General features: G+C 69.1%; 23 protein-coding genes. 6 read left to right on the top strand and 17 right to left on the bottom strand.

All coding sequences use genetic code 11. The annotated features are described in order from the left end of the window. Positions 1 to 33: 33 nt before the first annotated feature. The 3 genes from AB0H64_RS30450 to AB0H64_RS30440 all read right to left on the bottom strand — a co-directional run bounded on the left by AB0H64_RS30450 (position 34) and on the right by AB0H64_RS30440 (position 1,980). On the bottom strand, positions 34 to 969 hold the full coding sequence (locus AB0H64_RS30450; RefSeq protein WP_357631476.1) for an alpha/beta hydrolase: 936 nt from the start codon (positions 967 to 969) through the stop codon (positions 34 to 36). A gap of 61 nt (positions 970 to 1,030) precedes the next feature. Further along, complete coding sequence (locus AB0H64_RS30445) at positions 1,031 to 1,477, bottom strand: sigma-70 family RNA polymerase sigma factor (RefSeq protein WP_357631473.1); 447 nt, start codon at positions 1,475 to 1,477, stop codon at positions 1,031 to 1,033. Positions 1,478 to 1,515: 38 nt separating this feature from the next. Continuing rightward, on the bottom strand, positions 1,516 to 1,980 hold the full coding sequence (locus tag AB0H64_RS30440; protein ID WP_357631470.1) for a hypothetical protein: 465 nt from the start codon (positions 1,978 to 1,980) through the stop codon (positions 1,516 to 1,518). A gap of 72 nt (positions 1,981 to 2,052) precedes the next feature. On the opposite strand from AB0H64_RS30440, the gene AB0H64_RS30435 reads away from it, so the two are divergent. Beyond that, positions 2,053 to 2,484: a hypothetical protein gene (locus AB0H64_RS30435; RefSeq protein ID WP_357631468.1), complete on the top strand. Its 432-nt coding sequence runs from the start codon at positions 2,053 to 2,055 to the stop codon at positions 2,482 to 2,484. On the opposite strand, the gene AB0H64_RS30430 is transcribed toward AB0H64_RS30435, so the two are convergent. Beyond that, positions 2,472 to 4,331, bottom strand: a complete 1,860-nt coding sequence (locus tag AB0H64_RS30430; protein WP_357631465.1) for an asparagine synthase-related protein — start codon at positions 4,329 to 4,331, stop codon at positions 2,472 to 2,474. The genes AB0H64_RS30435 and AB0H64_RS30430 overlap by 13 nt on opposite strands. 237 nt (positions 4,332 to 4,568) lie before the next feature. After that, positions 4,569 to 5,237, bottom strand: a complete 669-nt coding sequence (locus tag AB0H64_RS30425; protein WP_357631462.1) for a macro domain-containing protein — start codon at positions 5,235 to 5,237, stop codon at positions 4,569 to 4,571. A gap of 169 nt (positions 5,238 to 5,406) precedes the next feature. Here AB0H64_RS30425 and AB0H64_RS30420 point away from each other — a divergent pair, with 169 nt between their 5' ends. Next, complete coding sequence (locus AB0H64_RS30420) at positions 5,407 to 7,032, top strand: ADP-ribosyltransferase domain-containing protein (RefSeq protein WP_357631459.1); 1,626 nt, start codon at positions 5,407 to 5,409, stop codon at positions 7,030 to 7,032. A gap of 40 nt (positions 7,033 to 7,072) precedes the next feature. Here AB0H64_RS30420 and AB0H64_RS30415 read toward each other — a convergent pair whose 3' ends face one another. Next, the gene (locus AB0H64_RS30415) at positions 7,073 to 8,008 is read right to left on the bottom strand and encodes an alpha/beta fold hydrolase (protein ID WP_357631456.1); all 936 of its coding nucleotides are present in this window, start codon (positions 8,006 to 8,008) and stop codon (positions 7,073 to 7,075) included. Between the two features lie 66 nt (positions 8,009 to 8,074). Then, a complete protein-coding gene (locus tag AB0H64_RS30410) occupies positions 8,075 to 8,719 on the bottom strand; it encodes a hypothetical protein (RefSeq protein WP_357631453.1) in 645 nt (214 codons plus the stop codon). 269 nt (positions 8,720 to 8,988) lie between these two features. Here AB0H64_RS30410 and AB0H64_RS30405 point away from each other — a divergent pair, with 269 nt between their 5' ends. Continuing rightward, entirely contained in the window at positions 8,989 to 9,627 is a 639-nt protein-coding gene (locus AB0H64_RS30405) for a hypothetical protein (protein WP_357631450.1), read from the top strand. Between the two features lie 120 nt (positions 9,628 to 9,747). On the opposite strand, the gene AB0H64_RS30400 is transcribed toward AB0H64_RS30405, so the two are convergent. The 6 genes from AB0H64_RS30400 to AB0H64_RS30375 all read right to left on the bottom strand — a co-directional run bounded on the left by AB0H64_RS30400 (position 9,748) and on the right by AB0H64_RS30375 (position 13,418). Next, positions 9,748 to 10,356, bottom strand: coding sequence for a hypothetical protein (locus AB0H64_RS30400; protein ID WP_357631448.1), 609 nt, complete (start codon positions 10,354 to 10,356; stop codon positions 9,748 to 9,750). A gap of 87 nt (positions 10,357 to 10,443) precedes the next feature. Beyond that, positions 10,444 to 10,923 (bottom strand): AAA family ATPase, encoded by a 480-nt coding sequence (locus tag AB0H64_RS30395; RefSeq protein WP_357631445.1) that lies wholly within the window; start codon positions 10,921 to 10,923, stop codon positions 10,444 to 10,446. Between the two features lie 88 nt (positions 10,924 to 11,011). After that, positions 11,012 to 11,956: an aminoglycoside phosphotransferase family protein gene (locus tag AB0H64_RS30390; protein WP_357631442.1), complete on the bottom strand. Its 945-nt coding sequence runs from the start codon at positions 11,954 to 11,956 to the stop codon at positions 11,012 to 11,014. Positions 11,957 to 11,978: 22 nt separating this feature from the next. Continuing rightward, a complete protein-coding gene (locus AB0H64_RS30385; protein WP_357631439.1) occupies positions 11,979 to 12,149 on the bottom strand; it encodes a hypothetical protein in 171 nt (56 codons plus the stop codon). A 375-nt stretch (positions 12,150 to 12,524) separates the two neighbouring features. Next, positions 12,525 to 12,818: a hypothetical protein gene (locus AB0H64_RS30380; RefSeq protein ID WP_357631436.1), complete on the bottom strand. Its 294-nt coding sequence runs from the start codon at positions 12,816 to 12,818 to the stop codon at positions 12,525 to 12,527. Positions 12,819 to 12,830: 12 nt separating this feature from the next. Next, positions 12,831 to 13,418 (bottom strand): TetR/AcrR family transcriptional regulator, encoded by a 588-nt coding sequence (locus AB0H64_RS30375; protein ID WP_357631434.1) that lies wholly within the window; start codon positions 13,416 to 13,418, stop codon positions 12,831 to 12,833. A gap of 807 nt (positions 13,419 to 14,225) precedes the next feature. Between AB0H64_RS30375 and AB0H64_RS30370 the strand changes: the two genes are divergently transcribed. After that, the gene (locus tag AB0H64_RS30370) at positions 14,226 to 14,675 is read left to right on the top strand and encodes a tyrosine-type recombinase/integrase (RefSeq protein ID WP_357631432.1); all 450 of its coding nucleotides are present in this window, start codon (positions 14,226 to 14,228) and stop codon (positions 14,673 to 14,675) included. 934 nt (positions 14,676 to 15,609) lie between these two features. Continuing rightward, complete coding sequence (locus tag AB0H64_RS30365) at positions 15,610 to 16,755, top strand: hypothetical protein (protein WP_357631430.1); 1,146 nt, start codon at positions 15,610 to 15,612, stop codon at positions 16,753 to 16,755. Positions 16,756 to 17,168: 413 nt separating this feature from the next. Here AB0H64_RS30365 and AB0H64_RS30360 read toward each other — a convergent pair whose 3' ends face one another. The 4 genes from AB0H64_RS30360 to AB0H64_RS30345 form a co-directional block, all read right to left on the bottom strand. Next, complete coding sequence (locus AB0H64_RS30360; RefSeq protein WP_357631427.1) at positions 17,169 to 17,357, bottom strand: hypothetical protein; 189 nt, start codon at positions 17,355 to 17,357, stop codon at positions 17,169 to 17,171. 616 nt (positions 17,358 to 17,973) lie between these two features. Then, positions 17,974 to 18,867, bottom strand: coding sequence for a recombinase family protein (locus tag AB0H64_RS30355; protein WP_357631425.1), 894 nt, complete (start codon positions 18,865 to 18,867; stop codon positions 17,974 to 17,976). A gap of 244 nt (positions 18,868 to 19,111) precedes the next feature. Continuing rightward, on the bottom strand, positions 19,112 to 20,245 hold the full coding sequence (locus tag AB0H64_RS30350) for a winged helix DNA-binding domain-containing protein (protein WP_357631422.1): 1,134 nt from the start codon (positions 20,243 to 20,245) through the stop codon (positions 19,112 to 19,114). Positions 20,246 to 20,322: 77 nt separating this feature from the next. Next, the gene (locus AB0H64_RS30345) at positions 20,323 to 21,453 is read right to left on the bottom strand and encodes an epoxide hydrolase family protein (protein ID WP_357631418.1); all 1,131 of its coding nucleotides are present in this window, start codon (positions 21,451 to 21,453) and stop codon (positions 20,323 to 20,325) included. Between the two features lie 62 nt (positions 21,454 to 21,515). Here AB0H64_RS30345 and AB0H64_RS30340 point away from each other — a divergent pair, with 62 nt between their 5' ends. Continuing rightward, on the top strand, positions 21,516 to 22,502 hold the full coding sequence (locus tag AB0H64_RS30340; RefSeq protein ID WP_357631416.1) for a YafY family protein: 987 nt from the start codon (positions 21,516 to 21,518) through the stop codon (positions 22,500 to 22,502). The last annotated feature ends 386 nt before the right edge of the window (positions 22,503 to 22,888 follow it).

The following is a 22,888-nucleotide window of genomic DNA, read 5'->3' as shown; positions in this document are numbered from 1 at the left end:
ACGGAGATCCGCATCGCTGCTCCTCGAACGCCGTCACATGGAGGTCAGGAAGTCCGCCATGAGCCGGTTGACCTGCTGGGTGCAGTCGGTGGTGAGGGCGTGGCCGCAACCGTCCAGCTCGTGGACCCGGGCGCCGGGCATCAGCCGGCGGAACTCGCGCGCCTGGCCGACGGGGTTGACCGTGTCCTGCCGGCCCCAGACCACCAGGGCGGGCGTGGTGGTGCGCGGCATGGCGGCGATGGTCTCGCTCCAGTCGAGGCCGCGTTCGAGCAGGTACTGGCTCTCCAGGTTGTCGTCGAGGGTGCCGGGCGCCCAGAAGGCGTCCACGTCCTCCTCCGTCACCTGGTCCTGGTGGACGTGGATGCGCTTGAGCGCTTCCAGCGAGCTCGACCTGTCCGCGTAGAACCAGTTGTTCCACAGCTCCCCGATGACGGGATATTTCATGATCTCGTAGACCCAGGTGTCGCGGGTGGCCGCGCCTGAGGGCGCCAGCAGGAGCAGGCCGGCCACTTGCCCGGGATGCCGCTGCGCGTAGGCCAGCGCCCACCCGCCGCTCCACGACAGGCCGCCCAGCGCCGGGCGCTCGATGCCCGCCGCGTCGAGGAAGGCGCCGATCGCCTCGGTCATCCCGTCCAGGTCCCAGGTGAAGCCGCGGTCCTTCAAGGTGGTGAAGCCCTGACCCGGCAGGTCCACCACGTAGACCGTGTGCTCGCGGGCCAGCTCGGGCAGTTGCCGGCGCCAGCCGTACACCCAGGAGGCCCCGGGGGACAGCAGCACCACCGGCGATCCGGTGCCTTGCTTGACGTAGTGGAACCGGGCCAGCGGCGTCTCCAGGAACTGCCCACGCTCGGCGTGGGCGGGCCGGTAGCCGCTCTGCCGCGCCGGGCGGTAGCCGTAGGCGCCGTACAGGGCCGCGCAGACGAGCAGCGTGAGAGTCGTGGCCAGGACCACGAGGGTGCGGGTTCGCATCGGTGTCCTCCGATCGGTGGATGTCCGATCGGAAGAGGGCGGCGGACCCGCCGAGGTTCCCTCACGACTGCCAGGCTCTGCGGAAGCTCAGCCGGGCCCGCGCCAGCCGGGACTTGACCGTGCCCACCGGCACCTCCAGCAGCCTGGCCGCGGTGGCCTCGTCGAGCCCTTCGACGTCACGGAGCACCAGCACGGCGCGGTGCTCGGGCGTGAGCCGTTCCAGGACGTCGCGGATGTCCACCGCATGCTCCACGTCCTGGCGCGACGGCAGGTCGCCCGGCTCCGCGGAGCCGATCCGGTTGTCGCGCCTGGCGATCCTGACGGCCTCTCTCACCGCTATCGCCCGCGCCCAGCCGTACAGCGCGTCGGGCTCCCGCAGCGCGCGCAGGTTGCGGAAGACGGCGATCAACGCCTCCTGCACCGCGTCCTGCCCGCTGTCGAGCGCGATCGGGCCGCAGATCCGGCCGAGGTACGGCGTCAGCTCGCTGAGCAGGTCGTTCATCGCCATCGTGTCTCCACGTTGAGCGGCCAGGACGAGCGCCGCGGTCATCGGGCACGCTCGGCGATCCGCGCGGCCAGCCGCGCGAGGGCCTTCTCCCCGGCCGTCCTGACGCCCAGGGGCACCAGCGCGGCACGTCCGGGCACGCGGATGCCGCCGGTCTGCGCCACCAGCGTGCCTCCCGGAACGGCGGTCGCCGCCAGGCCGACGAGCAGGAACCTGCTCTGCATCCAGCACCAGCCGGGCCGCAGGTCGACGTCGAAGCGGGCACGCATGCCGTACCTGCTGCGGGCCTCGGCCGTCAGCCGCCCGCCCCCGTCGTCCGCGACGATCCGCAGGCGCCGCATGTCGGGCTCGAAGGTGCCGAACTCCCGTTCCAGGTCGCTCACCACCTCCCAGACCAGCTCGAAGGGGGCGGGAAGCATCCGCTCGGCGACACGCGCGCCGGGGACTCCGGCGGCGAGCACGCGCAGCCGGCGCACCGGGTCCAGGTCGGCAACAGGCCAGTTCATGTTCTTCCAGAGGCGGCGCGGGGGCAGAAGGTTCCATGGAACCATCGGCAAGTTCGCCGCCTCCTGGAGGGCATGAAGATCTCACGTCCCGGCGCGTTCGCGGCCGCCGTCCTGCTTCTCGACGCACTGGCCCACCTGTTCTGGCTGGTCCGGCCCGTCGCCGACCCCCGCGCGCTGTCGCTGGCCGTCCTCGACGTCGAGGTGCCCTTCACCGCCCGGGTGCTGCTGCCGCTCGTCCTCCTGCTGAGCGTGGCGGCCGTGTCGGTGGCGGCGGCCTCCGGCGGCCGGGGCGGGTGGGCGGCCAGGGCGATCACGCTGGCCGTGGGCGCCGGTGTGCTGGTGCGCGGTGAGCTCGGCCTGGCATGGGCCTTCGGCCTCGGCACGGACACCGGAAGCGCGTTCTACCGGCTGAACCTGTTCCTCTACACCCCTGTCTGCCTGGCCACGGCGCTCGCGGTCGGCGTCGTCCTGGTGCGCGCACGCCCCGGCCGTCACGACCGGTGACGCTCGGGCGGGGAGCCCGGCACGGGAACGTGCACCGGGGGAAGGTCGGGAAGGGCGGGCGCCGAGAAGGCGTCCGTCAGCATCACCGAGACCGTGTACAGATGCCACAGGACGTCCATCCGGGACTCCGGCAGCCGCGCCACGGCGTCCTCGTCGACGACGCGCGCGAGCCCGTCGCCCTTCAGCGCTCCACCCGCGTCGAGGATGCCCGCGGTCATCAGGTCGACCAGCTCCTGCGAGGGCTTCGTCCGCCAGTTCCAGGGCTTGCCGGCCAGGGCGGGACCGCCGGCCTCGACGGCCCGGGCCCTCGGCGGCCGGAGCCGGTCCATCAGGGTGCGGCGCGACACCGCCTCGGTCGTGAACCGCCACGGCCTGCCCTCCACGGGGACGTCCCGTAACCGGGGCGCGAAGGCGCCGATCACCCCGTGGATGAGCGCCTCGGAGCGCCGCCACAGCGGATCCATGCTCAGCGCGGTCCGTACGACCAGGTTGTCGAGGAACGGCGGGACGGGGTTCTGGCCGCGCAGCAACGACGCGCGGGACGCGGCGTGCCACCGGCCCACGCGGTACGTCAGGTACAGCCGGTCCAGCACGCCCGCGCCGTCCTCCCGGCAGCGGTCCAGCCACGGGGACGCCAGGGCGCGGCCGTGCTCCCTGGCCTCCCTGGTCAGCAGGTCGGCGTTCCTGCCGAAGAGGCCGTCCACCCTGCGCCTGACGGCCTTGGCGTCCAGGTCGTCCTGGTTCTGCAGGAAGCCGCCCCGCAGGATCTCCCCGCCGTGGCCGGACATCCGGGGCGTGGGGTCGAACCGCATGCCGCCGGGGATGTTCTCGTACGCCGAGATCATGCCTTCGCAGGCGAACAGCGCGTTGTGCGTGCGAACACGGGGATGCGGGACGATCAGCTCCGTGCCGCCCTCGGAGCGTTTCGGCCGGGTGACGCGGTGCTGGACGCCGAGCACCTCCGCGACGCGCCCGGCGATCACCACATCGGGGCTGTCGTCGTATCCCGAGGTCGACGTCACGAACGGGATGTCCGCCTTGTGCAGCAGTGCGGCGAGGAGCCGGCTGTCGCGGCCTCCGGTGAGCGACAGACGTACCGGCTCGGTGGTGCTGCGCAGCGGCCGTACGGCGGCGAGCAGCGCGTCGGCGAGCTCGTCGACCTGGGCGCGCGTCGCCCGCCTGGAGACGGGGGCCGGACGCGCCTCGGGGAGCGGGGCCTCGATGACGGCACGGCTACCGGCGGTGATCCTGATCTCGGCGGCGGGCGGCAGCGCGCCGACCCCGTGGAACGGCGTCTCGTCGGACAGGAAGTACCCGGTGCGGACCATCGACTCCATCGCCGGCAGGTCCCAGACGATCTCCGGCCGGCTCGACGCCGTCTCGGCCGCCCTGGCCACCAGGTGGACGAGCAGCGCACGGCTGCCGACGACATGGACGTCCGAGGTCTCGGCGTAGAAGACGGGGCATGCCCGGGTGAGCCCCGTGGCCGCCCCCGCCTCCCCCTCGCCGGCCCGGAAGACCGAGAAGACGCCGCCGGTACTGACTGCCGCCTCCCCCAGCCGGGGAGCGGCCAGCAACCGCTCGACCTCGGCGGGCTCGGCCAGATGCCCGGTGAGGCCCGTCAGCCGGCCGCCGCCCGAGCACACGAGCGGCAGCCCGTGCCCCTCCGGCTCGTTGGACCAGGACAGCAACGCCGTGTCACCGGCGGCCGACCGCCATCCGGCCGTCCTGACGGTCGCGGCCGGCACCGGGAAGGCGCGCGTGATCGCTTCACGCGCCGCTTCGAGCGCCACGGACGGCACCGGGACACCCGCGCGCTTGGCCGCGAGCACTAGATGGACGCGCAACCCGGCCACCCCGCTCGATCCGTGTGCCCGGTGGCCGCTCCGGCAGGAGGCGGAGCCGTTCGACGGGCACGGGATCGTGGGGCGCGAGGCTCCGGTGGGGCGGTCATGCGGCGGGTGTCCCTTCGACGGCGTACACCTTTACTCCGCCGAAGCCCGCATTCGGATTCACGGACGCGGTCGTGCCGGGGTGCCGCGCCTCAGAGCGACCGGGCGGTGAGACCGCCCGGTCTCACCGCGTCAGCCGCGGGATCCGGGCGGCTCGATGCGCACCCGCTCGTCCTCGGGGTGGCTGTCGATGTCGTCGAGCTGCTCGCGAATGGTCTTCCGCAGGTCGTCGTAGTCCTGGAAGGAGTAGTCGTTGAACAGGGTGTAGCCCGTCCACATCAGGTTGGCGCACACCCTCGCCGGCACCCGGCCCGTCGCCGCGCCCATGCCGACCAGCGCCACCGACCCGATGCTGCCCGGCTCCTTCTCGTTCTGCATGTGGACGGCCTGGAACGCGGCGGCGCACGCCAGAGCCACGTTCAGCGTCTCACTCACGTCCTGCGACGACTGGACCATGGTCGGCGTCGAGATGAGGAACTTGGGGTTGACCGCCCCGGACGGCACGCAGACGGCACTTCCGACCGGCAGCGACCCCGCGAACCGGTCGCGGATCGCCCGCTGGACGCGGAGCTGGATTCCCGCCCCGAGGTACTGCTTGATGACCGCGTCGACGCCGCCGTCCATCCGCCCGCGGGAGTTCGTCGGGCTGACCCAGGCGTCGACGTGCTGGTCGAGGATCGAACCCTGGACGATCTCGACCTCAGGGGTGTCGGCGAACGCCGACCGCCACGTCCGCACCACCTCAGTGTTGACGTCTGCCAGCACTACTTTGAGCGGTGGCTGCACGCGCTCGACGGTCATGGCTCACTCCGGTCGCGGGGGAGGGATGTCTCCGGCACCTGCGAAGATATCGCGCCTCGGGGGCGAACGAGATCTTGGACCTCACATACGGGGTCCTCACGCGGCACAATTCCCCCCACCTCGACCACCTCGTGCCGTCGCCGGCACGCCCGCCCAGCCAGGAGTCCCCATGCGCGACACCGACGCCCCCACCCCGCCTGCCCCGCCCGGCCCGGATGACCCGCTGGCCCTCGCCGAGCTGTTCAAGGGCGGCGGCGAGCCGTGGCTGCCGCTCCTGAAGCCGGTCATCGAGGCGCGGCCGGCCGCGGCCACGTTCATCGGCCCGGGCCGGAGCCCGAACGTCGTACCCGTCCGGGAGCTGACCTTCCAGGCGCTCAAGCCCAACCCGCCGCACAAGTGGAAGGTCGTCGTCTTCGGCCAGAACCCGTACCCGCGGGCCGAGAGCGCCACCGGCATCGCGATGTTCGACAACACTTTCCACGACTGGGCCGACAGCCAGTTCGGCAAGGTCATCACCATCCGCTGCATCATCAAGGCGGCGGCGATGTGGAAGCACGGCATCCCCAAGAAGACGCCGATCGCCGCCATCCGTGCCCTCCTGAAGGAGCACGACACCGTTCAGCCGCCCGAGTGGTTCCAGGCGATGCTCACGCAGGGCGTGCTGCTGCTGAACGCCGCGCTCACCGCCAGCGGCGACGGGGCGATGGGCACCGACCAGCACACCGCGTTCTGGCGACCGGTCGTCGAGAAGCTCGTCGAGGAGATCCTCAAGGCCAAGCAGAGCGCCGACGAGGAGGACAGGGGCGTGGTGTTCGCGTGGTGGGGAGTCCACGCCCGCAGCCTGAAGGAGGTCGTCCTCCGGCTCCAGCAGAAGTACCCCGAGGTGGACGTCCGGCACATCGACCACCCCAACCCCGCGGCACAGGGCGACATCTTCTGCGACGGGGACCACTTCGCCGCGGTGAACACGGCGCTCAGGGAGCTCGGGACCGGCGAGATCGACTGGCTGCCCAGCAAGGGCTGGAACAGGCTCACGGCGCGGCCCGGCGGGGCGGACGCGGACACGGCCGACCGGATGGGGGCGTTCATCGCCTCCACGATGGAGCTGCACAAGCTCTACCTGGAACGGCTCGCCGGGGTCAAGGACGAGGGGCTGGTACTGCCCGCGATCACCGGCGTGTTCGACACCCCGCTCATGGACTTCCGCGAGGCCATCACCCCGGCGGCCGAGCTGCTGCCGGGCCTCGACTGGCACGTGGAGCAGTCGCACCGGTTCGGTGAGAAGCAGGCGGAGGGAGCGGCCGCCGGCCTGTCCGCCGACGAGGTCGCGGCCCTGTACCTCTACACCTGCGAGTCGGCGTTCTACCGGCAGATCAACGCGACCCTGCGCAACCCGGACCGCACCCAGGTCGTCCCCTACCTGCCGTATCTCCGGCTGCTGTTCTCGGCCGTGTCCCGTCTGCCCGCCCGCAAGGAGCCGCTGTGGCGCGGGGTGTCGCTCGACCTGCGGGCGCAGTACCCGCTCGGCCGGACCGTGACGTGGTGGGGCGTGTCCTCGTGCACGTCGAAGCTGAGCGTGGCCCAGGCGTTCCTCGGCCGCCGCGGCAAGCGGACGCTGTTCGAGGTGCTTCCCGCGCGGGCCGTGGGCATCCGCAGCTTCTCCGCCTTCACCGGCGAGGAGGAGTTCATCCTCGCCCCCGGCACGCAGCTCAAGGTGACCGAGGTGAAGGCCGAGCGCGGCGGTCTCTGCACGGTGAAGCTGGCCGAGCTGCCGGAGCAGGGCCTGGTGGCGTGACAGCGAGGCGGACGGCTCGTCTCCTTCACGTCCGTCCGCCTCAGTGCCGCGCGGGGACGGTGCCCGGCTCCGTGGGCGTGTGATCGAGCAGGTGCCTGCGCAGGAAGGACAGCTCGACGTCCACGGCCCGCTCGTGCATCTCCATGAACGGCGCGTAGTGCCTGCCGGGCATGCGGACCAGCTCTGCGCGGGGTGCTCGCCGTGCCGCCTCGACGGCGGGTCCGGGGGGAGCGGTCTGATCCTGGTCGCAGGTGAGGACGAGCAGCGGGCACCGTACGCGGGGCGTGTCGCGGCCGGGCTGGTAGAACGCGAGACGGAGCGCGGAGCGGGCCGCGACCCGCTGTTGCCAGTGCGCGTGCCTGTTCTCCGGATCGAGCGCCTTGGGGCCGTCCCCGACGTCCGGTGTCGTGAGCATCGCGACGGCGCCCGGCTCGCCGGCGAGCGGCACCAGCAAGGGCGGGCGGCCGACGAGCGCGCCGAGGGCGTCGGCGATGCCCCGGCCGGTGAAGCGCAGCATCCCGAAGGGCTTCTGGAAGCTCGACACGCTGCGGGTGGCGGCCGGGCCGCCGACGTTCGGCGTCTGGGCGATCACCGCGGCGAGCCGCGGGTTGCGCGCCGCGACGCGGATGACGTGACCGCCGGATGCGGAGAAGGCCCAGAGGGCGAGCCTGGCCGGATCGACCTCCGGCAGGGTCGCGGCGAACGCGATCGCGGCATCCCAGTCGGCCAGCTGGCTCCTGACGGGGAGGACGAGACGCGAGCGGCCCCCGCTCTCGCCGAGACCGCGGTAGTCGAAGGCGAGGACGCTGAAACCGGCCTCCTGGAATCGCTGCGCGAACAGGTCGGTGGCCGGCTCCTTGGGCACCGCGAAACCCCCGGCCATGATCACGCAGGCGCCGTTGGTCCCCGGATAGTGCCAGGCGGCGCACTCGGTGTCGCCGCTGGCGAAGCGCACCTTGGCACGCTTCGCGGGCATGTGTTCCATGCAGAAAGTGAACCACGTGGTTCGCATGGTGTCCATGCTCGATGCCGCCCAGGCGGGCTACTCGCCGGCGGCCTCCTCGCGTTCCAGTGCCCGGACCAGGGCCGCGAACCCCGCGGCGATCCCCTCGGAGTCCCCGCTGGTCCGCCACTCCACCAGGAACCCTCGAAGCGCCCCCAGGACCATCTCGGCGACCTCGAACTTGCGCCGGTCCGACCAGTCCGCCGGACAGAGCGACACCAGCGACGGCAGATAGAGCCGCGACGCCTCCCGTCCGAGCCACGCGTAGCGGCCGGGGTCGTACATCGCCAGGCCGATGGCCTGGTCGAGCACCCGCAGGCCGGGATCGTCCCCGCCGATCATGGGCCACATGGCGCGCACCCGATCCGCCAGCGTCCGGCCTCCTACGGTGGCGGCGGCCATCGCGTTGACGGTCCGCTTCTCGCGCAGCCCGAGTATCGCCTGCTTGAGCAGGTCGTCGGCGCCGTCGAAGTGGTAGAGCAGCACCTTGTGCGTGGTGCCGGCCGCCCGCGCGGCACGCCGGAGCGAGAAGTCCACGAGCCCGTTGACCGCGATGTCGTCAGTGATCCGATCGAGCAGTTCCCGACGCCTGGCCTCACCACGCGGCGACCCTGCCGATCGCCGGTAGCCTGCCCGTCCCGATGAGCCGTCGTCGGCGGAGGTGTTCATAGCGAAAGCTTCCACGATCGGAGACCCTCATGCGCGAACCAGCGACGGCGGCGCCGCGCCAATATCGGATCGCCTGCCCGTTCGGACCGCGCGATCCCGGCACGCAGGGGCCCATTTTTTCTCGAACTGAATCTACCTCGTGCCGGGTTATGCGATCGTACGCCCCGGGTATTTCTAACCCCGGCCGGAATGGCCGGGAATTCATGAGCATGTCACCTCCCTTTTCGGCATGGTCCGACTCCTGGAGTTCCTCCTCATCATCGAACCATCCGAAAGGACCGGTCATGGAAAATCTGATGCAGCGTCGCGGCGAAGTGCTGGCGCGGGTGCACGAACTCCGTGGATCGAAGGCCAAGCCGCAGGACAACGGGGAGAAGCTCGATCGGGAGCTGGCCGACCTCTACCCGACGCTTCCGACCAAATGGCTGACCTCCTCGCTGTTCGCCACCGGTACGGCCTTCGTCGGCTTTCTGTACAACACCGGGTTCAGCTCCTACGTGTCCGCGGACGGCGACGACAAGTGGCTCTTCGCGGCCAAGAGCACCACGGACGGGGCCGTCCGCTGGACGCTGTACAAGGACTCCGTCGGCAACCTCGTGATCAATGCGACGCTCGGCGGAGCCACCTTCTTCTTCAACTGGCGGAACACGACGGGGGCCTGCAAACTGTACGACAGTTACGACAAGATGACCGCACAGACCTGGGTGAAGAGCGGCGTCTTCGACGGTGACACGTTCCAGATCCAGAATTCCGACAACAAGGAGCTCATCGGAGCCTGGTCCAACACCGACAACGAGCTGTACAACAGAACGAACATCGTGCGCCGCGAGTTCGGGTTCGAGTTCTTGGACAAGGACTCGTTCTCCGCGGACGACAAGCTCATCTACAGCGCGTACATGAAAGAGAACGGCAGCATTCACTGACGTGATCCGCAGCTTGCGGACGGCCTTCAAGGCCTCTGGTCGCGACATGTGGTGGGCGTGTTACCGAACCGGCCATCACATGACGCCCCGGAGACAGCCGGGACCGCCGTGCGCCGGCCCTCAGAAATGGCCCACATGTGTCTCCCCGAACGGATCCCAATCGACGGCGACGAGCCCGCCGTATTTCCTGGCCAGCCTGCGGCGCAGGTCCTGGTCGAAGGTGTTCGTTTCGAGGACGACCCTGTTGAGCTCCGGGCGGATTCCCATGGCGGACACCCCAGGCTCGTCGAGGGGCCAGGGTCCCTCCTCTTCCATCAGTGCCCTCAGCGCGGCGTGGCTGTTCTCCGCCGGCCGTACCTCGGGCACGATCCGGTACGGGACGCCTCGCCCGTCGGACCAGCTCACTCCCGAGATCGGTGGAGCCGCCAGCTCGCGCCCGCGGGGGGTGACGTAGGGCGCGACGAGCCGGTACGGCTCGTGCAGGATGTACGGCGGCGCGAGATCATGGGGATGGGCCTCGGCCCGGAGCTGCGCGGTCTCCTGCGCGCGCTGAAACGCTCCGATGCCGTCGTACGACCTGAGCAGCGCGGGGGACACGGGCTGGTAGTAGACCTCCACCGCGTCGTCCGTCGAAGACTGGACGATCACCCGCCACTCGCCCGGCAAGAACTCGGGCGCCGCTGTGATGGCGTAGAGAACGACCAGCATGAAGATCAGCTTCAGCCGCATGCGCGACGAGTGTAATGCCTCCTTCGCACCATGATCAGTTACACGGTGCGTCGAAGGAAGGACGCTCGGGGGTTCGTGAACCACTGATCAACGCAACGGTTTCGCCAGTTCCTCAAGCTGCTGGACGACCCTGTCGATCGGCGCAGAGGCGTCGATCTCGACAGTGGAGGTAGCCCTGAGCAGTGGCTCCACGTCGGCCAGGTCACGCAGGATGGCCTCACGTTCCTCAGGGCGCTTGCCGAACGGGTTGTCGGTTCGGGCAGCGATGCGGGCGAGTATGACGTCGGCGGGAGCGCTGAGCAGGACGACATGGTCGAATCGAGAGTAGAACCGACCCTGATTGGATTTGCAGCCGGCCACGAACAGGGCTCCCTCGCGGTGATCGGCGAGCAGGTCGCTGATGGCTTGCTCCCGCCACACCCAGTCGGTGGATCCGTCCGGCAGGGTCACCCAGTGGCTCCACCGGTCGGTGTCGGTGTCGACGGCGCCATGCCCCCGGGCCGCCAGCATCTCCAGCGCCGTGGACTTGCCGGTTCCCGACATCCCGGTGACCAAGATCCTCGCCATCGGCCGAGACTACTGAACGGCCCGTGCCTCCCGCGTTGGGGGACGCGGAACCGGCCGCCGGACGCCGGCGTGGAAGAAGTAGCCGTAGTCACGACACCTGGGCGCTGAACACGATGTTGCGGCGCAACTGTTCGGCGCACCATCGGAAGTGCCCGTCGTTGTCGGCCATACCGAAGAGATCGTAAGTGGTGAGGGCGTACACCGCCTGGTAGACGGCGAGGGTGGCGGGTGCGTAGCCAAGTTCTTGTGCGAAGAACCGGGTGAGTTCCGCGGTGTGCTCCTCAGCGTGCGGACCGTACATGTCCCAGATGGCTGCGGTGACGGCCGCCTCGAATGCCGGGTCGCCTGCGGTCGTGTAGAAGCCGAAATCGAGTACGGCGACGGGTCGGCCGGCGGCGTCGGTGTGGATGCTGGGCGGGACGAGATCGCCGTGGATCGCTGTGACTGGAGCGTCAGGCAGCGACTGCAGTGCGTTCAGCGTGCGTTCCACCCCCGCGCTGAAGTTCGGCACCTGCCCGGCCAGCGCAGCGCCGTGCCGGGCCGCTGCTCGAACCACGAGCGCCGCGAGCGCGTTCTGGAAGCGGTCGTGATTCTGCCACAGCGGACGGTCGTCGCCCTGGACGGTCAGCTGGCGCATCCCGTCTGTACCCGGCACCGAGGCGAGACCACGCAGGACGGCAAGCAGCGCGTTCCTGTGGTGGACGGGCAGCTCGCGCTCGTAGTCCTCGTGCGCGGAATCGCCACGCATGGGGACGCCGGGCAGCTCACGCTCATACGTCACCACGATGCCCTCGTGCTCCTGGACCTCGAAGATCTCCGGGGTGGCGAAGGGCAGTCGGTGTCGTGCGATGTCCGCGTACACCTGGCGGGTGAGCTCGGTCGGCGGTCGACCGGCCCACACCTTGGCGACCTGGCCGTCGCCCAGCCTGTAGACGACGCCCTCGACACCCGCACCGATTCGGCGGGCCCCCGGATGTCCGTGGCCGGCGAAGTATCTGCACCACGGATCAGCGTCTGGTGCCGCTTCGGCCATCGGTGAGATCCCCATCTGCGCATCAGATCAGCAGCCGTACCGGCCGACCAGGCGTTTTCGGGTAGTCCCCAACAGCACCGATCTGTCGGTCCACACCCGCGACCAGCTCGACGCCGTCGCCGCCGAGCTGAACGCCCGGCCTCGCCTTCAGGTAGCGGCCACGCGCGAGCCTCTCTGCATGGGCCAGGGCCACGGGTACCGATGGAGTATCCGTGGCCCTGGTCTGCTTCCCCTTCGGGCGGGCCGACAGCAGACGGGATGAACGGCCAGGCGGATGAGGGTGTGGTTGGACAGCCGAATCGAGGCACGGTGATCGGAGTGGCAGCACGGCTGCGACGATCCACACGCCTATGGAGAGAAGTGGCACTTGCACGGCGGGCAGTTGTGGCGGAATCCCATCGCACGGGGCTGTCGCAGTAGCCCACCATCCCCTTCTCCTCCCCGTCTTCCCTTGTAGTTCCCGCTCCCAGGACGAGGCCGCCGCGCCGACCCCTGCAAGCCCACCTGTCCCAATCTGCGACGGGAACCCGTCGCATGGAGCGCTTCGCGGGGCACAGCATCTGGGCGCTCACTGCGATGCCTCCTTGCGTCCGAAGGCGCCCGGACCCGCATGGAACAGACCGATGAGCAAGACGCCCACACAGATGGAGGCAAAGGACAGCACGGGGTATCGGTCGATATGCGCCCGCCACAACAGCAGGCCGCCGACGACGAGGCCGGCCCATCCTGCCACGAGGTTGGGGATGGGCCCATTGCCCAGGGCGCACGGATAGCGCCTTCTGGTGATGCCGCGGATGAAATGAGGCAGTCCATTGCCGGCGACGAGGCTGCCAAGGAAGCTGAGAACAATCGTCTGCCACATTGCGTGAGGTCCTTATCGTCGGCCGAGTTGATGGCTGAGCATGGGAAGCAGCACCGCGTCTACGAGCGTGTGCAGGAACAGGTCGTCGAGGGGTTCACCGGTGACGAGGAGACGAGACAGCAGCGCTGCCGAGCTGATCTCGGCGAGGAGTGCGTGGTCCATCGTTGCGGGGATCTCGCCTCGCTCGACGGCCCGGGCCATGACGGCCGCGAACACATCGCGTTTGTGGTCGAGGACGTGTCGGCGTACGGTGTGCGCGAGATCGGGGTCGCGGCGCATCGCGACGAGCAGTCCAAGAATGAGCGCGCTGTCTTGACCGGAGAGGCTGGCACGCAGGCCCAGCAGAACCGCCACCAGGTCGTCACGCAGGCTTGCCGTGTCGGGTGGAGCGGTCACCGGTGTTCCCGCATACCTCCGTATGGCCGTCGCCACCAGGTCGGCCTTGCCCGGCCACCGCCGATAGATCGTGGCCTTGCTGGCGCGGGCCCGTTCCGCGATGGCCTCGATAGTCAACTGGTCATAGCCGACTTCGCTCAGCAGACTCATGGCTGCGAGCAGGATGGCTTCTTCTCTGATCTCACCCCGTCGGCGCGCTGGCATGGCTGATCCTCATCGAAACGGTGCCGTTCACATTCGAGAAGTGTACGCAAGCGTTTCGTTCTGCGGAAGTGCCCTGCGTGAACCAGTCACGAGATCGGCGGCCACCGCGACTGTCGGCCGGATCGGCGGCAATGACTTCGTCCAGAGATGGGCAGCGACACCTGGCTCATCCGCTGCAGTCCGCCGGTTCAGAGGTCAAGGTCGGCGATCAACCACCTTGCTCGGTGAGCCAGGGTGAGGAATGAACCCTGGATCGTCGATCGTCCCCAAGCACGTACGGTGGCCGGCCACGCCGTGGCGATCGTAAGGGCGGTATCTGTGCGGCGGCGCGGCAACCTTGGTCGGAGCGTTCCGTCGGTACGGCGGTGCTGCGTGCGGCGGCCGGACCGGGGTCCCGCCGCCGGCCGGGACCGGCCCCCAGGCCGCACGCCCGGACGGCGGGCGGACGGAGGGCCGGAAGTACGGCGGCTCTCCCGGGGCCTGAAGGTGGCGGTCCGACGCGACAAGGTCACACGGAACGTGGCCACCCTCGTGGAGGCGCCCACAGCCGCGGAAACCGAGATCGAGCCACTGACGCGCGAGGAGGCTCGCCGCATTCTCGACGTGGCCAGGACCAAGAGGAACGGCACCCGCTGGGTCGGTGGCGCTGGCGCTTGGTATCCGCCAGGGCGAAGCTCTTGGGCTCCGCTGGGCGTACATCGACATGGACACCGGCGAGATCCGCGCCTGGTTCCAGGTTCAGCGCCAAGAGTGGCGGCACGGCTGCGAGGACCCGCACGCCTGCGGTGAGAAGTGGCACCGCCGGCCATGCCACACAAGAAATGCAAGATCCACGGCCACCGGCCGACCTGCAAGCCGAACTGCGTCAAGCCCGGCCACGTCTGCTACAAGCGGCCCTGCCTGAAGGACTGCACCGGCCACGCGGACAGGACGTCGAGCGCGAGAAGGCGGGGGAGCGCTGGCAGCACCACGACTTGGTGTTCGCCACCAAGCACGGCACTCCCATCGAACGAACCGAGGACCGGAAGCACTGGAAGGCCATCCTCAAGCCGGGCCGGCGTCCGAGACGTCCGCGTTCACGACGCCCGCCACACCGCCGCGACACTTCTCATCGAGCAGGGTGTGAACATCCGAGTCGTCCAGCAGGTCCTCGGCCACACGAGGGTCACGACCACCGAGCGCTACACCCACGTATCCACACCGCTGATGCGCGACGCGGGGGAGCGCCTGGCCTCCGCGCTCTGGGGAAATCCGTAGCCGTTGCAACTAGCACTGCAACTATGACCCCCGAAAAGATCGAAGGCCCTCTCCCCGTTACCGGGGCGAGGGCCTTCTACCTGCGGAGGATCGGGGATTTGAACCCCGGATGGTGTTGCCACCAAACCGCATTAGCAGCTCGGAGGACGATCGTCCCAGGGCGTTCAACCTGGACCGACACGACTGGACGATCATCTTGGGACGCGGTGGTACGGCGCGGAACTGCAACCCAAACTGCAACCCGTAAGCGATCTCCAGTCGGCGCGGGAAGCTGGTAGCAGACCAACTGGACACGGTTTTACAGCTCGTGACCGTTGCGACCCCCGCATAAAGCTTTGACCTGCGGCAGATTCTCCTCCGCACCCTCCAGCAGGCAAGATCATTGCACGTATGTTGGTGGACCAGCGACAACAGCCCGCTCAGAGCGGCATTCGGCTGCACCCCGAAAAGCAGAAGAGGCCCCGTAGGGCCTCTGAGCTGACCGGTTCCGTCCAGGTGCCGCGGTCGTTGACGACCGCCCGCCCGCCGGCTGCGGTGGATATGGCTGCCAGGGCGATGCATCCGGCAAGGTCCACCGGGGTCTGGGTCTCCGGCCAGGGCGCGCACGAAGTCGGCCAGTCAGGCGGGGAAGGCGTGGGCGGGAAACGCCGGTAGGGCCGCGCGCGTCCCCAGCGCTATCGGCGTTTCCCATGTGCTGGCATGCCGCCACGCTCCGCAGGCGGCAGCCACCGGCTCGGCAGGGCCGCCGAGGGTGCTTCGACGCCGTCTTCCCGCAGACGGGATGGCCAGAAGGTGTCTCATGCCCGGCTCCCACAGGTCCAGGACGTGAACCCTTCTCCAAACGGAGGACGGTATGTCGACTCTCATCTGCATCGCCGATTGGTACTAGCATGTTGATCGTTTTGCCACGCCCTTCGCGCGAAAGTGACGCAGCATGGCCCGCGAACCTGTCCCTTCCCAACTATGGTCCGGCTGGTCCGGGGAACCGAAGCTGTCCCGCTCGTGGCCGTCCGTCCACGACATCGATGTCGACCGCACGAAGCTGAAGAGGATCGGCCTGGAGATGCAGGACGACGCCGGCATGACCCTGAAGCAGGGCGAGGCCCTGCACGGCCAAGACGTCCGCGGTGGCTGGAAGCTGCCTGTCGTCCTCCCAGAGCAGTTCGATGGGCTGCGGAACCTGGTCAACTGGGAGCCCGGGGACTCCACGATGAACCACGGGGTCTTCCGTAACACCGCGAACTTCTTGAAGTGGGATTCTTTGGTGCGGCTGGACAACAACCTCATGGGCTTGGGGGAAACCATCAGGGACACAGCCATCGTCCTCTACCGCAACTACTCCAACATCGGCTCCCTCGCCTTGGCCAGCGGTGTCAACTACGACAGAGCGGAAGGGCTCTTCGACTCGTACAGCTCGGCGACGGATTGGCTCACCAACCGGCAGGACGACGGGCATGCGACCTTGTGGACAAAGGAACCCTGGGTCGAGGAGGACGTCTCGCAGCACGACGCGCCGGCTGTCAAGTTCTACCTGGACAGTGGCGACTGGAACGCGATGAGCCGGCGGGGCACGCTCTGCTCCGACCTCGCCAGACTGTTCGTCGACTTCCAGCAGACCGTCGAGGACCGCGCCCGGCAGTTCTCGGACGCCTGGCCGGGACGGACGTCGCAGTACGCGCACGCGTACCTGCGTGTGATGCATGCGGACGCGCGTGTCCTCGCCTACGCCTGCGGAGCCACCGGCCAGGCATTGTCCTGGCTCTCCGGCAGGTTAACGCAGTACCAGGCGGAGTTCGAGAGCACCGTCAAGCTCGGCGACATGGAGATCGACGACGACCTGCCCAACTGGATGTGGCCCTCGGGGGGCGGGGCCCACGACCGGGCCCGCGACTACCTCCGCGAGGTGAACCTGTCTATCGCCGCCGCGCACGAGATGCTCCCGGACGGGCTGGACCGCGGGTCTGGTGGAGGCATCGATGCCAGCCCGGCAGTGAGCTGGTACCAGGACGGGAGACTCCAGGACGGCTACTGGAGGGAGCTGGAGACGGAGCTACGCTCGATCAGCCCTCTCCCTTCATAGGCGACATGCATTCGCTCGTGCGACTCCGGCTTGTTCTCGCTGGTCGGTCGCCCTCGCGCTCGGCAGGCGGACGTGAGCATCCGAGTCTCTGCCACCGCGACTCCTGCCATCGAAAGACCACGTTGCTGCTCCACGCTACTGTACGGAGATCACAAAGGCCCTCCGGGATCTCCCCGAAGGGCCTCTGAGCTGCGAGCCGACGAGGGAAGTGAACCCCCGACCTTCTGTTTACGAGGTCCCCAAACGATCTTCTCTGGCGTTCGTATGCGTTCGCCACCTCAGTGGACGGCACTCTCGCCGTCCAGTCCCGTTCGCCACAGTTCATGATCGTCCACTCGGGTGGCTCCCAAGGTGGCTCCCACTGGATTGGCAGTCGCTTTCCCTGTGATCAGCCCGCTCACCTGTGCCCCTGGCTACCACTCGCCAAGAGACTTCACGTCCCATGAGAGCCGGATTGTGGGCTTGGTCTGGAGCACAACCGGCTCCTTGCAGTCCTCTCGGAACCACAGCTTCAGCCCTTCGTAGCCGGACCGCTCGCGCTCAACCGAAAGTCTCCCGAGGCGCCGCAGCCGCTTGATGTACGTGATCTCCTCGCCGTCCACGTAGAGGCTGATATGCGCCTCACTCGCCGTGGGATCGATGGAGAAGAGGACCGATATCGCGCTTCGGGTAGTTGACACGAGTGGAGGCCGACTGGCCCTCGACGGTCGGCGTGTGGGAGCGCAGAACGCCGGCGAATCGGGCGGCGCGTTCCTGCATCACGGTGACGGCCTGGTCGAGCAGGTCAGCGCACTCTTCCGGCGTGGCCGCGTACCGGTCGCCGAACAGTCCGCGCCCGTACGACAGTCACCAGCACACTCGGGACTGCAAGTCGGACTGCAAGAAGCGCGCCCATACCTGCTACCGGCGTCCGTGCCAGAAGGACTGCACTGGCCACGCGGACAAGTGCCCGAAACGGTCCCGCGGCGGCCTGATCTTCGGCAACGCAAGGGCAAGAGCAAGCTCACGCTCCAGTGCCCGCCGGCACTCCTGGCGCTCCTCAAAGCGCACAGGAAGATCCAGACCGCCGAACGCCGGGGTCCCAGTAGCAATGAAGAAATTTTCAACGAAGTAGCGTCTGACCTGCGATAACACGGGAGTCTCCGATTGGTGTCTCGGTTTGATCACCGTGTTGGATCATGACCACGGGCAGTTCGCGGCTCGGGTACCGGTCAGGGACTACGGCTGTTGCTTCGCATCGTCGGCTCCGGCGCCCAGCTCGGCAATGCTGGTGTCGTGGTCGCGGAGCATGCGCATGACGGTGGCCGGGGAGGGGTGCCGGCCCCTCTTGGCGCCCTGGGTGATGACCAGGCGGGAGGCGATCTCGCGGAGGCTGAGGTCTTGGTCGCGCAGATGCAGTGCCATGGACAGCATGGCCTCATCGGTGACGGCGGCGCCGCCGATGGCCTTGCCGTTCTTGCGGGCGGACTCGTGGCCTTCCAGGGTGCGGTCGCGGATGTATTCGCGTTCCATCCCCGACAGGGCCGCGAGCACGGTGAACACCACGCCGGACGGATCGTGGCTGCCTTGCAGCTCGCCGGTGAGGAACTCCAGGCCGACGTCGCAGGCGCGCAGCTGTTCGGCGAGCTCGGCCAGGGCCAGGCCGCGGCCGAGCCGCTTGTGCTCGTGGACGACCAGGGTGACCGCGACGCCGGAGGCGCGCATCTCTCGCGCCAGGGTGACGGCCCGCTCGAGTTCGGGGCGCCGCGTGGCGCGGGTGGAGATCTTCTCGGAGAAGATCCGGGTGACCCCGGCGGCCTGGAGGGAGTCGAGCTGGGTCTGCAGAGACTGGCGCACCGTCGAGGCGCGGGCGTATCCGATCTTGGCGTGCCCGGACGTCCGGGTGCCGGCGGCGGGGCGGGGTAGTTCCACCCATGCGGTCCCGGGTTTGCGCAGCGCCGGGGTCGGCACGTTGAGCACCTTGGCCAGGGACGGCACGAGCCGGAACCGGGCAGTGTGGTACTGGGCGGCCACCTTGCCCCGGCCGGTGCGGCACGGCGATCCGGCCGGGGCTGCGCAGGAGGACATCGGGCAGTCGAAGGCTTCCACGCGGGAAAAGTCGTCATCGTTCACGCCGCGATCGTTTCATGGATGCGTTTCAAAGCTCCAGGAATTTGAAACGACTCATGGAACAAGATCAGGGCGGGAGCGCCCTGGACGACCGGACGCCGGGCCGCTGTTTCATAGGTGAACGCTTATGAAACACCTCTATGGTTTGAGGGCCAGCCACCGAACCCCTTGCGATGTGACCTGAACGCGGCGGAGCAAGAGCCATGGCATTGAGGGGCAAGCTGCGCGCCAGCGAGGACTCCTCCGGCTACCGGCTGCTGGGATCGCTGTGGTCTCGGTGACCTGGGGCGGTGAAGCGGATCTCGTGTGACGCTTTGGGGGCGAGCAGGTCCAGCAGGCCGCCGCCCTCGACGGTCAACGCGTCGCGGTCGAGCGCGGACAGCGGTGCGAACGGGTGCACGGTCAGTGTGGCTGCCCCGTGCGCTGTGGTGAATGTCCAGGTCGCTGCGGTGAAGCCGTCGAGGAGTACCAGTCGGGGAACGGGTCCGTGCGGAGGGAAGTTCTGCCGGCGGAGGCCGTCGGTGATCACTCTGGAGCGGTCGTGGTGTGACAGCAGCAGGTTGTCGAAGTCGTACAGGAACCGGGCGGGCGCGTTGACCTGTGGATCAGGCCGGGGCGCGTCGGGCAGGTCGAACAGTTCCGCGCCGTTCTCGTCGCGGAACGTGACCAGGCGGGGCCGGAGCCGGTCGAGCACCTCCGCCAGCCGGGTCAGACCGCACCAGGTCTGCACGTCACGGACGGTCGCCGGGCCGAACGCGGCCAGGTAGCGCAGGACCATTCCGTCGATCGGCTGGTCGGTGCGCAGGGGCGCGCCCACCCACGACTCGAGCGGCGCGTGGACGGGCCGGCCGCTCGCGCCCCACACGCCGCGTGGCGGGGTCTGTACGACCGGCAGGAGGTTGCGCACCGCGTAGGCGAGGCTCGCCGGGTTGCGGTCCGGCCACCGCTGGGCCAGCAGCCGGCCGAGCTCGCCCGGGGTGCGGGGCCGCTCGTCGAGCAGCTCCCGGCTTGCGGCCATCACCTGGCCGGTGTCCAGCCCGCGCATCGCCCGGCCATGGGTGTGGTTGGCGAACAGGTCGCGGTCCAGTACCGGCTGTAGGAGCGGACGCAGCGTGAGCGCGTCGGCCGTGCTGACGAGGTGGATGGTCGAGCGCATGAGGGCGATCCGCACCGCCTGCCGCTGGGTGAGCAGCGCCGAGACCTCCTCGGGCCGGCACGCGGTGAGCCGGCTCCACAGCCCCACGTACCAGGTGTGCGGGGTCTGCGCCTGCAGGCCCACCAGGTGCTCGATGGCTTGCAGCGGGGTGAGGTCGGCGCGGCGCAGGAGCAGTTGCCGGTCGAGGGTGGCGCGGTTGAGGGCGCGGCGGGTCAGGATCTGCATGACGGTACTCCTGGAAGTTCAATTCAGGGGTGCGCGCGGCAGGGTGCCCGCCGCGCGTACCACCCGGTCGGCACGGTTCAGCGCAGTTGACGGAAGAAGCCGCGGATGTCGTCGACCAGCAGGTCCGGCGCGTCGTGCGCGGCGAAGTGGCTGCCCGTGTCGTAGACGTTCCAGGACAGGATGTTCTTGTGGTCGCGTTCGGCGAACGGGCGGATCGACTGGAAGTCCCAGGCGAAGTTCGCCAGCCCGAGCGGCACGGTGGTGGGTTCGGTGGGCTTGTCGGTGGTGTGGAAGTCCTCGTAGTAGAGGCGCGCGGAGGACGCGGCGGTGTTGGTGAGCCAGTAGATCATGGTGTTGGTCAGCACGTAGTCCGGGTCGAGGTTGGGGCCGAGCAGTTGCGCGTTCCAGCCCAGCTGTCCCACCGGCGAGTCGGCCAGCGCGTGTGCGAGGGTCTGCGGCGCGGTGGACTGCAGCTTGTCGTACGCGCCGCCGTTGTCCAGCCACCACTGCAGGAACTGGACCTTCTTCTGGTCCTCTTCGGACAGGCCGGCCAGCTCGGCCGGGTCGCCGGAGGGGAAGGAGAAGACCTGGGTGACGTGCACGCCGATGACGTGATCGGGATCGTGTCGGCCCACTTCGGGGGAGATGAGCGAGCCGCCGTCGTTGCCGTGCGCGCCGTAGCGCGCGTAGCCGAGGCGGCGCATCAGCTCGGCCCACGCCTTCGCGATCCGGTAGCGGTTCCAGCCCCGATCGGTGGTGGGGCCGGAGAAGCCGAAACCGGGCACCGAGGGGATCACCAGATGGAAGGCGTCGGCCGGGTCGCCGCCGTGCGCTCGGGGGTCGCTCAGCGGGCCGAGCACATCGAGGTACTCGACGATGGTGGTCGGCCAGCCGTGCGTGAGCAGCAGCGGTGTGGCGTCCGGCTCGGGCGAGCGGATGTGCAGGAAGTGCACGTTCTGCCCGTCGATGGTGGTGGTGAACTGCGGGTGGGAGTTGAGTTTCGCCTCCCAGGCGCGCCAGTCGTAGCTGTCGCGCCATCGCTGGACGAGGTTCTGCAGGTAGTGCAGCGGCACGCCGTAGTCGTTGCCGGCGTCGGGCAGTTCGTCGGCCCAGCGGACCTGGGCCAGGCGCTCGGTCAAATCGTCCAGGTCGGCCTGCGGGATGTCGATACGGAAATCACGGATCTCGGCCGTGTCGATCTCGGTCATGTCATCGACTCTGCCGGACCATTAGGACGACATCGTTCCTAATGGTCCGGCATGCTTGACGAATGTTGGAAACCTCCGCCCGCCTCCTGCGGTTGCTCTCCCTCCTGCAGACCCCACGCGAGTGGACCGGCGCCGAACTCGCCGACCGCCTCGGGGTGAGCGGACGGACCGTGCGGACCGACGTGGAGCGCCTGCGCACCCTCGGCTACCCGGTACTGGCCACCCGCGGTTCCGCCGGCGGCTACCGTCTCGGTGCCGGTGCCGCGCTGCCGCCATTGCTGCTCGACGACGAGGAGGCGGTCGCCGTCACCGTCGGCCTGCGGACCGCCACCAGCGGCGCCATCGCGGGGATCGAGGAGGCGTCCTTGCGGGCGCTGGCCAAGCTGGAGCAGGTGCTGCCGTCGCGGCTGCGGCGCCGGGTCAACACTCTGCAGACCTACACGGTGCCGGTGCCCCGCGACGACGCCGGCCCCCGCGTTGACCCGTCGATCCTGACCACGTTGAGCGCGGTCTGCCGCGACCGGGAACGGCTCCGCTTCGACTACCACGACCACGCCGGCGCGGCCACTGTGCGCACCGCCGAGCCGTACCGGCTCGTCAACTGGGGCCGCCGCTGGTACCTGCTGGCCTGGGACGTCGAACGGAGCGACTGGCGCACCTTCCGCGTCGACCGGATCCGGCCCCGCACCCCGACCGGCCCCCGCTTCACCCCGCGCGACCTGCCCGACGTCGACGTCGCCGCTTACGTCTCCCGCCGGGCATCCGCCGCCGCCTGGCGCTACCGGGCGCAGGTCACCGTGCACGCACCGGCCGAGGTCATCGCTGATCGCATCGGCCCGGCGGCCGGCACGGTCGAACGCCTCGACGAACGCACCTGCGTCCTGCACACCGGCGCGGACACCGTCGAGACCCTCGCCGTCCATCTGGGCCTGCTCGGCGCAGACTTCGACGTCACCGGACCGCCGGAACTCCTCACGCACCTGCACCGTCTCGCCCACCGATACATCCGCACGATCACCTCGTCTGCACCAGGTGATCGGATCGGGTGAACGCCCGCCGCAGCATGACTACAACACCGCCGGCTCCGGAAGCCATCGGGCAACCGGCCACGAGTTGACGGGGGGCGGCCGGTCGCCGGAGCAGGCAAGAGCCGCTTGCCGCCGAATGGTGGGGCAGCCCCGTCCGGTCACGCAGTTGGTCACAGTCCTCACGGGGGGAGGACCGCGACCAGCAATGACGCGGCTGACCTAGCTGTACTGAACGCAGACGTTTGGTTGATGGCGTTCAGCCCTGTGCATTACGATACGGGACGTGACGTATCGAAATGGTGTCGAGGGGGAGGCGCGCGGCCGTCCTCGTGATGCGGCTCTGGACCAGCGGATCACTGCTGTCGTACTGGAGGTGCTGGCGGAGTCCGGTTACGAGGGAGTGTCCT

This window comes from Nonomuraea sp. NPDC050733, assembly GCF_040654215.1.
Classification (GTDB): domain Bacteria; phylum Actinomycetota; class Actinomycetes; order Streptosporangiales; family Streptosporangiaceae; genus Nonomuraea.
Note: the sequence above shows the minus strand (reverse complement) of the source record. Positions and strands in the feature narration are given on the sequence as shown.

Excerpts from the sequence above, each read along its gene's own strand:
- AB0H64_RS30450 (WP_357631476.1), bottom strand. The coding sequence starts at position 969 with ATGCGAACCCGCACCCTCGTGGTCCTGGCCACGACTCTCACGCTGCTC.
- AB0H64_RS30445 (WP_357631473.1), bottom strand. The coding sequence starts at position 1,477 with ATGGCGATGAACGACCTGCTCAGCGAGCTGACGCCGTACCTCGGCCGG.
- AB0H64_RS30440 (WP_357631470.1), bottom strand. The coding sequence starts at position 1,980 with ATGAACTGGCCTGTTGCCGACCTGGACCCGGTGCGCCGGCTGCGCGTG.
- AB0H64_RS30435 (WP_357631468.1), top strand. The coding sequence starts at position 2,053 with ATGAAGATCTCACGTCCCGGCGCGTTCGCGGCCGCCGTCCTGCTTCTC.
- AB0H64_RS30425 (WP_357631462.1), bottom strand. The coding sequence starts at position 5,237 with ATGACCGTCGAGCGCGTGCAGCCACCGCTCAAAGTAGTGCTGGCAGAC.
- AB0H64_RS30420 (WP_357631459.1), top strand. The coding sequence starts at position 5,407 with ATGCGCGACACCGACGCCCCCACCCCGCCTGCCCCGCCCGGCCCGGAT.
- AB0H64_RS30415 (WP_357631456.1), bottom strand. The coding sequence starts at position 8,008 with ATGCCCGCGAAGCGTGCCAAGGTGCGCTTCGCCAGCGGCGACACCGAG.
- AB0H64_RS30405 (WP_357631450.1), top strand. The coding sequence starts at position 8,989 with ATGGAAAATCTGATGCAGCGTCGCGGCGAAGTGCTGGCGCGGGTGCAC.
- AB0H64_RS30400 (WP_357631448.1), bottom strand. The coding sequence starts at position 10,356 with ATGCGGCTGAAGCTGATCTTCATGCTGGTCGTTCTCTACGCCATCACA.
- AB0H64_RS30395 (WP_357631445.1), bottom strand. The coding sequence starts at position 10,923 with ATGGCGAGGATCTTGGTCACCGGGATGTCGGGAACCGGCAAGTCCACG.
- AB0H64_RS30390 (WP_357631442.1), bottom strand. The coding sequence starts at position 11,956 with ATGGCCGAAGCGGCACCAGACGCTGATCCGTGGTGCAGATACTTCGCC.
- AB0H64_RS30380 (WP_357631436.1), bottom strand. The coding sequence starts at position 12,818 with ATGTGGCAGACGATTGTTCTCAGCTTCCTTGGCAGCCTCGTCGCCGGC.
- AB0H64_RS30375 (WP_357631434.1), bottom strand. The coding sequence starts at position 13,418 with ATGCCAGCGCGCCGACGGGGTGAGATCAGAGAAGAAGCCATCCTGCTC.
- AB0H64_RS30370 (WP_357631432.1), top strand. The coding sequence starts at position 14,226 with ATGCCACACAAGAAATGCAAGATCCACGGCCACCGGCCGACCTGCAAG.
- AB0H64_RS30365 (WP_357631430.1), top strand. The coding sequence starts at position 15,610 with ATGGCCCGCGAACCTGTCCCTTCCCAACTATGGTCCGGCTGGTCCGGG.
- AB0H64_RS30350 (WP_357631422.1), bottom strand. The coding sequence starts at position 20,245 with ATGCAGATCCTGACCCGCCGCGCCCTCAACCGCGCCACCCTCGACCGG.
- AB0H64_RS30345 (WP_357631418.1), bottom strand. The coding sequence starts at position 21,453 with ATGACCGAGATCGACACGGCCGAGATCCGTGATTTCCGTATCGACATC.
- AB0H64_RS30340 (WP_357631416.1), top strand. The coding sequence starts at position 21,516 with ATGTTGGAAACCTCCGCCCGCCTCCTGCGGTTGCTCTCCCTCCTGCAG.